The sequence below is a fragment of the Halobacillus andaensis genome (assembly GCF_014636475.1).
In the GTDB taxonomy this organism is placed as follows: domain Bacteria; phylum Bacillota; class Bacilli; order Bacillales; family Halobacillaceae; genus Halobacillus_A; species Halobacillus_A andaensis.
This window is the reverse complement of record NZ_BMEL01000004.1, coordinates 473431-484074: the sequence shown is the minus strand read 5'-3', so window position 1 is coordinate 484074 and position 10644 is coordinate 473431. Positions and strand designations below refer to the sequence as shown.

At 40.2% G+C, this 10644-nt stretch carries 10 protein-coding genes; 2 read left to right on the top strand and 8 right to left on the bottom strand.

Translation table 11 applies throughout. The features are described 5' to 3' along the window. Window positions 1-212: 212 nt before the first annotated feature. Window positions 213-1907 (bottom strand): dihydroxy-acid dehydratase, encoded by a 1695-nt coding sequence (ilvD, locus tag IEV27_RS17055; RefSeq protein ID WP_188378703.1) that lies wholly within the window; start codon window positions 1905-1907, stop codon window positions 213-215. A gap of 326 nt (window positions 1908-2233) precedes the next feature. On the opposite strand from ilvD, the gene murB reads away from it, so the two are divergent. Beyond that, window positions 2234-3148, top strand: a complete 915-nt coding sequence (gene murB, locus IEV27_RS17050; protein ID WP_188378702.1) for a UDP-N-acetylmuramate dehydrogenase — start codon at window positions 2234-2236, stop codon at window positions 3146-3148. 118 nt (window positions 3149-3266) lie between these two features. After that, window positions 3267-3512 (top strand): hypothetical protein, encoded by a 246-nt coding sequence (locus IEV27_RS17045; protein ID WP_188378701.1) that lies wholly within the window; start codon window positions 3267-3269, stop codon window positions 3510-3512. A 39-nt stretch (window positions 3513-3551) separates the two neighbouring features. On the opposite strand, the gene glpK is transcribed toward IEV27_RS17045, so the two are convergent. The 7 genes from glpK to fdhF form a co-directional block, all read right to left on the bottom strand. Then, window positions 3552-5045 carry a glycerol kinase GlpK gene (gene glpK, locus IEV27_RS17040; protein ID WP_188378700.1) on the bottom strand — a complete coding sequence of 498 codons (1494 nt, stop codon included), beginning with the start codon at window positions 5043-5045 and terminating at the stop codon, window positions 3552-3554. Between the two features lie 24 nt (window positions 5046-5069). Beyond that, window positions 5070-5900, bottom strand: a complete 831-nt coding sequence (locus IEV27_RS17035; RefSeq protein WP_188378699.1) for an MIP/aquaporin family protein — start codon at window positions 5898-5900, stop codon at window positions 5070-5072. A 274-nt stretch (window positions 5901-6174) separates the two neighbouring features. Continuing rightward, window positions 6175-6504 carry a hypothetical protein gene (locus IEV27_RS17030; protein ID WP_188378698.1) on the bottom strand — a complete coding sequence of 110 codons (330 nt, stop codon included), beginning with the start codon at window positions 6502-6504 and terminating at the stop codon, window positions 6175-6177. Between the two features lie 96 nt (window positions 6505-6600). After that, window positions 6601-6741 carry a hypothetical protein gene (locus tag IEV27_RS17025; RefSeq protein WP_188378697.1) on the bottom strand — a complete coding sequence of 47 codons (141 nt, stop codon included), beginning with the start codon at window positions 6739-6741 and terminating at the stop codon, window positions 6601-6603. Window positions 6742-6927: 186 nt separating this feature from the next. Beyond that, window positions 6928-7134 carry a heavy-metal-associated domain-containing protein gene (locus IEV27_RS17020; RefSeq protein WP_188378696.1) on the bottom strand — a complete coding sequence of 69 codons (207 nt, stop codon included), beginning with the start codon at window positions 7132-7134 and terminating at the stop codon, window positions 6928-6930. Between the two features lie 17 nt (window positions 7135-7151). Continuing rightward, entirely contained in the window at window positions 7152-7634 is a 483-nt protein-coding gene (locus IEV27_RS17015) for a helical membrane plugin domain-containing protein (protein ID WP_188378695.1), read from the bottom strand. After that, window positions 7609-10593, bottom strand: a complete 2985-nt coding sequence (gene fdhF / locus IEV27_RS17010; protein WP_188378694.1) for a formate dehydrogenase subunit alpha — start codon at window positions 10591-10593, stop codon at window positions 7609-7611. The genes IEV27_RS17015 and fdhF overlap by 26 nt, the downstream gene beginning before the upstream one ends. Window positions 10594-10644: the final 51 nt, after the last annotated feature.

The following is a 10644-nucleotide window of genomic DNA, read 5'->3' as shown; positions in this document are numbered from 1 at the left end:
TGTTTTTCATAAAATTTCACTGCCAAACAATAATTAGGAACATTCTGCTCTTTCTATTTACAAATCTTACCTATTGTTTTTTTGCAACAAAAAAAGAGACGCTAGACATAGCGCCTCTTTTCTGAATAAGGTTGGTTGATTTAAGACTCTTACCTTCCCGGGGTCTTTATCACTATTTTCGTTCAATAAAAAAAAGCCCCTGAGGGCTTTTTTTAATCTAAATCCAGGTCAGTAACTGCACCTTTAGCGGAGGAAGAAACTAGACGCGCATACTTTGCCAGCATACCCGTTTTATACTTCGGTTCTGGACGAACCCAATCTTGCCGTCTTTGTTCTAATTCATCCTCTGTTACGTCAAAATTAATTTGCTGCGTCTCACTATCAATGGTAATGGTATCTCCTTCTTGCAGTAATCCGATAGGTCCCCCTACAACTGCTTCAGGAGCTACGTGGCCAATGACAAAACCATGTGAACCGCCAGAGAAACGACCGTCTGTAAGAAGAGCCACTTTACCACCAAGGCCTTTACCTACAATCATTGCTGTAATGGACAGCATTTCCGGCATCCCCGGTCCGCCTTTTGGTCCCACATTGCGAATTACGACTACGTCGCCTTCTTTTACTTTGTTATCAACAATCGCTGTTGTGGCTTCCGCTTCACTATCAAATACACGGGCCGGTCCTTCAAAGCGGCTGGCTTTTTGACCAGACATCTTAGCAACTGCACCTTCAGGGGCAAGGTTTCCTTTTAATAGGACAAGTGGACCATTTGGTTTGATGGGCTCATCAAAAGGTACAATGACTTGTTGACCTTCTTTCAATGGATCAGCTTCAGCCAGATTTTCTGCCAATGTTTTACCAGTTACAGTAAGACAGTCTCCATGTAGAAGACCTTCATCAAGCAACACCTTCATAACAGCTGGTACACCACCTACTTCATAAAGGTCTTGCATCACGTATTTTCCACTTGGCTTCATATCAGCTAAATGCGGAACGTTTTGACGTACACGTTCAAAATCATCAAGTGATAAATCCACCCCAGCAGAATGAGCCATAGCTGTTAAGTGTAAAAACGCATTCGTAGAACCGCCTAATGCCATAACGACAGTGATGGCATTTTCAAATGCTTGTTTCGTCATGATGTCCCGTGGATAAATTCCTTTTTCAAGAAGTTCGATCACCATTTCTCCTGCTTGCTTACATTCTTGCTCTTTGTAATCATTTACAGCAGGAGTAGAAGATGATCCTGGAATACTCATTCCTAATGCTTCCACAGCGGACGCCATCGTATTGGCAGTGTACATTCCGCCACAAGCGCCTGCCCCTGGACAAGCGTGACATTCCACCTGATGCAGTTCTTCATCATTTATATTTCCTTCATGGTATTGCCCTACTGCTTCAAAAGAAGAAACAATATCGATGTCTTTTCCGTTTAATTTTCCAGGTTGAATCGTACCGCCATAAACATATACCGATGGAATGTTCATACGTCCTATGGCCATTAGACATCCAGGTGTGGTCTTATCACATCCACCAATCGCTACTACTCCATCAAGACGTTCAGCATTTGATACGGTCTCTATGGAATCCGCAATAATTTCACGGCTTGGTAAAGAGTAATGCATACCTTCATGTCCCATTGCGATACCATCAGATACCGTAATTGTATTAAATATCATTGGTGCACCGCCATTGTTTGAAGCACCTGATTTTGCTTCCTTCGCTAAATCATCAATATGTACGTTACACGGTGTGACTTCACTCCATGTACTTGCAATTCCGATCATAGGCTTTTTGAAATCTTCGTCTTTAAAGCCTACCGCACGAAGCATGGAACGGTTTGGAACACGATTAACTCCTTCACTGATGACTTTACTTCTGATTCGCAAATCTTTTTTCTCGTCCATTCTGTTCATCCTTCCTTATATAAACGCATGTAGAGTTAAATTAAAGCTACTTACAATGATGATACAGATTTAGGCTTCAGTTCGCAATCAATTTTCTGAATATAAGAAACTTTCTTTGAAATAAAGCGCATACATATACTTAAGGTGTGTAACTTTTTACATAATATCCATATACTATATGAAAGTTGAGGGAATCGCCTCTATGTTTTACTGTAGCGTTCCAATTGCCGTTTACTATAATACATTTTTGTTAAAATGCTTTGAATTAAGCTGATTTTGTTATAAACTTCATAAGGGAGAATAACTATTTAATAGGACTGATATGTATGGATAAACAGCAGCAAATTTATAATAAACTATTAGAACTTGTAAAGAAAGAAAACGTCAAGGTTGATGAGTTACTTAAAAAACACTTATATACGAAGCTAGGTGGAAAAGCAGATTTTTTCATCACCCCTACTAACTATCAAGAGATTCAAAATGTCGTAAAGTTTTCTAATGAGGAAAACATCCCGTTCATGCTTTTAGGTAACGGATCCAACTTAATTATTAAAGATGGAGGCATTCGCGGGATTGTTATTAGTCTTAAGAACCTTGATGACATCTCAACCGATGGAAACACGATCGTTGCTCAATGTGGTGCTCGAATTATTGATGCTTCTCGCCATGCGCTTAAAGAAAACTTATCAGGATTAGAATTCGCTTGCGGAATTCCAGGTACGGTCGGCGGTGCACTCTATATGAACGCAGGAGCCTACGGTGGAGAGATAAAAGATGTTCTTGATTACGCTTATGTTATCGATCGAAATGGGGATTTGGTTAAACGCTTAGCCTCTGACTTAGACCTGGACTACCGCACAAGTAACATCGAGAAAAATAAAGATATTGTAATTGAAGCAACGTTTAGTCTTAAACCTGGCAAATACGAGGATATTAAGGAAGTTATGGATGATCTAACGTATAAAAGAGAATCGAAACAGCCCTTAGAGTATCCTTCTTGTGGCAGTGTATTTAAAAGGCCGCCGGGATATTTCGCTGGCAAGCTTATTCAAGACAGTCAATTACAAGGAACAAATATCGGAGGAGCCGAAGTCTCTACAAAACATGCTGGATTTATAGTTAATAAAAATAATGCAACGACTACAGACTACATTTCCCTTATTGAACATGTGCAAAAGACCGTAAAAGAGAAATTTGGAGTAGATCTAGAGAGAGAAGTTCGAATAATAGGCGAAGATTAAACAAACGGACCATTCAAAGTGAATGGTCCGTTTGTTTAATTAAAAACTCAAGACACATACCCTCTCTTTAAGCAAGCCCTCTTCATAAGATAGAGAAAAAGGAAAAGGGGGTTCTCCTATGTCCGCTTATGAAACGTACCAGCGTATTTACGAATTAGAAGCCCAAGTAAAGGAATTAGAAGAGAAACTAAAAAATAATACGACATCAACCGATGTTGAAGGAGATAACTTTTTATTATTCTTGATCGTTATCCTTGTATTAATGAATGTAGAAATCAGTGATGTAAATGAAATCATTAGCAATTCAAATTTTCTGACCGACGGAATGGAGCTTTTAGAAATATTGAAAAACTTAAGAATGTAAACATACTAAAAAAGGGAGCCAAAGAAGGCTCCCTTTTTATTATTTAAACTCGCGTGTGGCGGCTACTGCTTTCTTCCAGCCATTATAAAGTTTCTCCTGCTCTTCTTCTCCCATCTCATTTGTAAATGTTTTTTCATTATTCCATTGCTTAGCAATCTCATTTTTATCTTTCCAGTACCCCACAGCTAGTCCAGCTAAATAAGCTGCTCCTAATGCGGTTGTTTCTTGTACTACTGGACGTTCAACAGGTACACCTAAAATATCGCTTTGGAATTGCATGAGAAAATTGTTTTTCACAGCTCCACCATCTACGCGTAAGGTTTTTAAATCAATTTTAGAATCTGCAATCATTGCATCAAGTACATCCTTCGTTTGGTAAGCTAGAGACTCTAGTGTAGCACGGATGACATGATCTTTCGAAGTCCCTCGAGTTAACCCAAACATAGCCCCTCGTGCGTCACTATCCCAATAAGGCGTTCCTAATCCCACAAAGGCAGGAACTAAATATACACCATCCGTGGACTCGACTTTACGTGCATGCTGTTCACTCTCAGGGGCACTTTCGATGAGCTTTAATCCGTCACGCAGCCATTGAATGGCAGAACCCGCCACAAAAATACTTCCTTCTAAAGCATATTCAACTTTGCCGCCAACTCCCCAGGCAAGGGTCGTTAATAATCCATGTTCGGATTTAACCCCCTCTTCCCCAGTGTTCATTAACATAAAGCAGCCCGTTCCATACGTGTTTTTAGCCATGCCTTTTTCAAAACAGGCTTGTCCAAATAATGCGGCCTGTTGGTCACCTGCAATTCCAGCAATCGGAACTTCATGACCGAAGAAATGATAGTCAACGGTATTCGCATAAACTTCAGAAGACTGCTTCACTTCCGGAAGCATGCTCTTAGGAACCGTTAAGATATCTAGCAATTCCTCATCCCATTTCAGGTCATAAATGTTAAACATAAGAGTTCGGGAGGCGTTTGAATAATCCGTGATATGAGCCTTGCCGCCTGATAACTTATAAACAATCCATGTATCGATGGTTCCAAATAACAAGTCTCCATTATCAGCTTTCTCACGAGCACCATCTACATGATCTAAAATCCATTTTACCTTTGTCCCTGAAAAATAAGGATCAAGAAGTAATCCTGTTTTTGCATTAAATAGATCATTATGGCCTTGAGCCCGCAATTCTTTACATATATCCTCCGTTTGACGTGACTGCCAAACAATCGCTTTATAGACTGGTTTGCCTGTGTTTTTGTCCCACACTACAGCAGTTTCTCGCTGATTTGTAATACCAATACCGGCAATTTGTTGAGGATCTACATCTGCTTTTCTTAAAACGTCTGCTATACAAGCAAGTACAGAAGTCCAAATTTCATTAGCATCATGCTCTACCCAGCCTGGCTTAGGGAAGAATTGTTCAAACTCTTTTTGGCCTGTTTCTACAATCTCTCCCGCTTCGTTAAATAAAATGGCTCTTGAACTTGTCGTCCCTTGGTCTAATGATAGAATAAATTTTTCACTCATGTTTAATCGCCTCCATTATTATAATTACACTACTTTTTCTTCGATTTGATCTGCTTTTGTTTCGCCTTTTTTCAATTCAGATGAAGCCGCTCCAACCAAAATAACTGCCATAAGAACACTTAACACCCAAAATAGCACCGTATATTCACCAATAAACAAAGCTCGATAAAAGACTGCTCCGTATATACCTCCAAGAATAGGTCCAACGATCGGAATCCAAGCATAACCCCAATCAGACCCTCCCTTTCCTGGTATAGGAAGCAAGGCATGAGCAATACGAGGTCCTAAGTCACGAGCAGGGTTAATGGCATAACCCGTGGCACCACCAAGTGACATACCAATAGCTACGATGAGCGCCCCCACAATTAAAGGGTTCAATCCATCAGTAAATTCATTTGCTCCAATAAATAACAGCCCCATAAGTAAAACAAACGTGCCTACCATCTCACTAACTAAGTTTGAAAAAGGACTTCGAACAGCAGGATCCGTCGAAAACACCGCCAGTTTCAATCCTGGATCAGTCGTTTTATCCCAATGAGCTAAGTAATTAAAAAATACGATGGCTCCGCCGATAAAGGCCCCTATCATTTGAGCTGTAATGTAAAGAGGAACTTTAGCCCACTCAAATTCACCAACAGCTGCAAATCCTAATGTTACGGCAGGGTTAATGTGAGCACCCGAGAAATTACCAACTGCATACACAGCCATCGTTACGGCAAGTCCCCACCCGATAGTGATTACAACCCAGCCAGCACCTTCAGCTTTAGAGTCCTTCAGCACCACACCGCCAACCACTCCCCCTCCAAATATGATGAGGATCATGGTACCAATTACTTCAGCTGCAAACTCCGACATGCTTTTTTCCTCCTTTTTAACTGTTAACGATGTGTAGGTATAGAAAAAAGACCCACACAAAATTAAAGTACGCTGCAGATATGCAGTACTAAATCTCGTGTGAGTCTCCTAATCTCCATCACATAGTTAACTTGTTGTCATTAATTTAACCTATTATGTAAGCGCTGTCAACTAAAAGTCTGGTTTTTCGATAGTTTACGAGGAAAATAACCTAAGAATATATATTAAGAAAAGCATAAATTGCGACTATTTATGCTTTTCTTAGGCAGGAAATTTATTTCTTTTTTAAAAGCTTAGTGACTTTCGTATATTGAGCTCGAACTTCACTCATTTGTTTCTTTAAATCTTGAACTTGTTGATTGAATTTATTCATTTCACTAAGTAATTCCCCAGAAAACTTATTTCGAACATTTTTTTCGGAATTATTATCCAATAGATTCCCTAATGTCTTTTCCACTTTTTGCACAGCTTCAGAATCGAGCAGCTCCTCTTGATTTACTGCCTCCGCGCCTTTTGAATTTTGTAGATTATCCATAAGAGTTGACGCCATTTCCATAATACTATCTAATTGTAAATTATCGACATTTTTATTTTTCTTGCCCATACTAATTCTCTCCCTTTATATTAAAAATTTAAAATAGGCCCCCAATAATCCTTTAAACAGCACTATTGAGGGCTCTTTGAAAAAAGTTGTTACCTACTACATAATCGTTCCAAGCATCGCATTAATGGCATCAATAATAATTTGTCTTTGGTCATCGGAACCTAAAAGAATAGCTACCACTAGAGCGAGCAAAAGCAGCACTAAAATAACTAGAGCAGCTAGATTATTTAAAAACATTGATTTCCCCCCTCTATCTTTTTTTAGGAGACGTCTCTTAAATACAATATGCATAACGGATTAAGGTGTATGGCTTAAAGCCTTGTTACGCAAAAAAAGGGGGGATGTCTATACTAATTAGTTAATAGATAGATTTCTCGACAAAAAAGAACGTCCCCTCCCCGGACGTTCCCTTTCTATTTTTAATCAAATTAAAGTAAAACCGCCATCTTTAATAGCTTGTTCTATATCTACACGTGAAGCGGCATTTTCATTATAGGAGACGATAACTTCCCCTAGTGGAGCATTCACCTCTGTGCTTCTTACTCCCCAAACAGAAGCTAAGTTCTTAGATATTATATCTTTATCAGAGGAGCTAGTGATCCCTTTTACTTTCAAGGTCATTTCTTTCACTTTTTTCACCTCTTTTACTACTTGGTTTTCAATCCTCTCCCCATTCCTTCTAAAAAGTGGATGAATGTAGTAAGGGATTGATTCACTTCAGGGTCTTTCGTTGCTTTCATCATGCCCCATAGCCCTAGTGTTTTGTCATTCTCCAATTGCTCAGAAGAGTGCTTAAGACCTTCACTCATTCCGTTTAATATTCTGCTTATCTGTTCAGGATCCACTTTAGTTAAAAAATTGAAAGCCCCAATGCCGCTTTTCACTAAATCATGAACAACCGGTTTATCAAGCTCTTCCATTGCCAACAGCCCTAACTTGTGTCTTGTCTTCAGCATGCCTTGAAGCATATCAAGAAGACCAACTTTATGAAGTTCTTCTACTATGTCTAATAGAAGCGTAAGGGTTTCTTTATGCTTGGCAATGGATGAAAGAAGCTCATTCAATTCCTCTGTCTGTTTTTCTTTCGCAGTAGGGATTGTTCGATCAATTTGCTTGATTGCTTTCGCCATGGTCAAACCCCTTTCTCTTAATAAATTCAGAAATGGTGGTAAAATCAGGTCGTTCCCATTTCTTCTCAACACCGACACCAAGCTGCGGCTGCGGATTTCCAAAGCGGTGATTTATTTCTGGAATTGGGCTAGGGCCTTTCGGCTCGATAACCTCCATCTTCACATGCATCTCTTTATAGTTTGGCGTATGGGTCACTTTGTCATGGTAGCTGCTCGTTAACTGGTTAACAGCACTTTTTTCGACCATCGTATGCATAGGAAAGTACAACTCATTTCCTTTGACTTGATCAGTTACCCAGACGCGTACTTCAGCTTCTCCATATGGAGATTTCAACCGTACTAGAGCTCCTGTTTTTATTCCACGCTTCTCAGCAAGCTGCGGGGAAACTTCAAGCCAAGGTTCGGGAACTTTATGAGTAATTCCTTCGGACCGATATGTCATGTTTCCTTCATGGAAATGCTCTAGAATTCGTCCGTTATTTAAATGCAGATCATACTCTTCTCCTGGATGATAAGGAGGTGACCATTCAACCGGTACCAATTTTGCCTTTCCATCCTCAAATGCAAATTCTTTTTCATAAAGAAGCGGGGTATCAGTTCCGTCTTTTTGAACTGGCCATAACTGGCTTTCCCAGCCTTCTAACCGGCTATAATCAACCCCGGCAAAAACAGGAGACAAGGTGGCTGCTTCTTCCATTATTTCTCCGGGGTGCTCGTACCTCCAATTCGCTCCGAGTTTATTAGCGAATTCCTGAAAAATTTCCCAATCTGGTTTAGACTGTCCAAGCGGCTCGAAGACTTTATAAAATCGCTGAATTCTTCTTTCTGTATTGGTAAACGTACCATCCTTCTCTAAGCTTGGAGCAGCCGGCAGGACAACATCAGCAAACTGTGCTGTTTTTGAGAAGAAGACATCTTGAACTACAAAGAAGTCCAACTTTTCAAAAGCTGTATGAACGTAATTAATATTTGAATCAACGAGACCCATTTCTTCTCCAAATAAATACATAGCTTTTACTTTTCCTTCTTGGATAGCCTCTACAACTTCATGGTTATTGTAACCAGGCTCTTTTGGAAGTTTTGTGCCCCACGCTTTTTCATATTTAGAGCGGATTTCATCATCTTCAACCGCCTCATAGCCCGGCAGCCAGTCTGGCATCGTGCCAAAATCACTCGCCCCCTGGACATTGTTGTGACCACGTAAAGGATATCCGCCTGTACCAGGTTTGCCATAGTTTCCTGTCACGAGAAGTAAATTTGAAATTGCTGTACTTGTATCCGTCCCACCAATGTGCTGTGTTACTCCCATCGCCCATAACGCGCACATACTCTTCGCTTCATGAATCAGCGTAGCCACTTTAATTAATAACTCTTTACTTAAGCCCGTCTTTTCTTCCGCATAGTCCAACGTATACTTAGCTAATGAATCCACAAACTCTGAAAAGTGATTCACTCGCTGCTCTATAAAATCGGCATCATGCCAATTTTGATCGATGATATATTTTGCAATCGCATTTAACCAAACTAGATCAGTACCAGGTTTCGGACTCACATACAAGTCAGCTCTCTGCGCCAATTCATTTTCTCTTAAATCGAATACGAGCAATTTTTGATTAAACAATTTATTTGCCCGCTTTACTCGCGTCGCTAAGACAGGATGAGATTCTGCCGGATTTGCCCCGACAACTAAAATTAATTCAGCGTTCTCTATGTCCTCAATCGTGCCTGAGTCCCCTCCGATGCCTACTGTTCTCATTAATCCTGTAGAGGCCGGCGTCTGACAATAGCGAGAGCAGTTATCAATATTGTTCGTGCCAAATACGCTTCGTGCTAATTTTTGAAACAAGTAATTTTCTTCATTAGAGCATTTGGAGGAAGCAATAAACCCGATAGAGTCATTCCCATAATTCCATTTGATCTCCGTCATTTTTGAAGCCATTAAGGATAATGCTTCATCCCACGACGCTTCTACAAATTTCTCACCTTTACGTATTAATGGAGTTGTCAAACGATCCTCACTATTCACAAAATCCCAGCCGAATTTACCTTTTACACAGGTAGAAATCCCATTCGCTGGAGCTTTTTCATCTGGCTGTACCTTTAAAATATGTCGGCCTTTCGTCCATACTTCAAAGCTGCATCCTACCCCGCAGTACGTACAAACCGTTTTCGTTCGTTTGATCCGATCTTCTCGCATCGTAGCCTCTATATTTGAAATCGTCAGAATCTCACGGTATCCAGGTTCTACTTCTTTCGTCAGGTTAATCATAGGCTCGAGAACATCATTAGGGATGCCCGTCATATACCCCGCTTCTCCAATCATTGATTTTTCCATTAATGCGTTACAAGGGCACACCGAAACACAGTGCCCGCAAGACACACAAGAGGATTCATCGATCGGAACATCGTTATCCCAAATGACTCTAGGAATTTTCCGCTCCCAATCTATTGTTAAAACCTCACTTACTTGTAAGTCTTGACAGGCCTCTACGCACATACCACAAAGAATACATTGATCCGGTTCATACCGGTAGAAAGGATGAGAATTATCCTGAGGATAAGGCTTTGGCCGGAAATCATACTCCTGATGCTCAATCTCTAAATACTCTGCCGCGTTATGCACTTCGCAATTGCCATTATTATTATCACAAACCGTACAATACAGCTCATGATTTTCCAGTATTCGGGACATGGCTTCATGCTGGGCTTCTTTTACTATTTCCGATTGAGTGACTACCGTCATCCCGGGCTCTGACTTTGTGGAACACGCACGTTTCATTTCTCCGTTCACTTCTACGTAACATGTATCACAAGTTTGAATCACACCGATTCCAAGATCTGGCTGAGTTGAACAAATTCCAGGTACATAAACTTCTAAATTCCTAACGGTTTCTAATATCGTTTCTCCATCTTTGAATGAATACGATTGTCCATTAATCGTTATCTTATTTTCTGCCATTTCGTTCACCTGCCTAATGAAATTCTTTACCATAAGTGTGGCCTTATTTGG

Coding starts and splice junctions, on each gene's coding strand:
- ilvD (WP_188378703.1), bottom strand. CDS start 1,907: ATGGACGAGAAAAAAGATTTGCGAATCAGAAGTAAAGTCATCAGTGAA.
- murB (WP_188378702.1), top strand. CDS start 2,234: ATGGATAAACAGCAGCAAATTTATAATAAACTATTAGAACTTGTAAAG.
- IEV27_RS17045 (WP_188378701.1), top strand. CDS start 3,267: ATGTCCGCTTATGAAACGTACCAGCGTATTTACGAATTAGAAGCCCAA.
- glpK (WP_188378700.1), bottom strand. CDS start 5,045: ATGAGTGAAAAATTTATTCTATCATTAGACCAAGGGACGACAAGTTCA.
- IEV27_RS17035 (WP_188378699.1), bottom strand. CDS start 5,900: ATGTCGGAGTTTGCAGCTGAAGTAATTGGTACCATGATCCTCATCATA.
- IEV27_RS17030 (WP_188378698.1), bottom strand. CDS start 6,504: ATGGGCAAGAAAAATAAAAATGTCGATAATTTACAATTAGATAGTATT.
- IEV27_RS17025 (WP_188378697.1), bottom strand. CDS start 6,741: ATGTTTTTAAATAATCTAGCTGCTCTAGTTATTTTAGTGCTGCTTTTG.
- IEV27_RS17015 (WP_188378695.1), bottom strand. CDS start 7,634: ATGGCGAAAGCAATCAAGCAAATTGATCGAACAATCCCTACTGCGAAA.
- fdhF (WP_188378694.1), bottom strand. CDS start 10,593: ATGGCAGAAAATAAGATAACGATTAATGGACAATCGTATTCATTCAAA.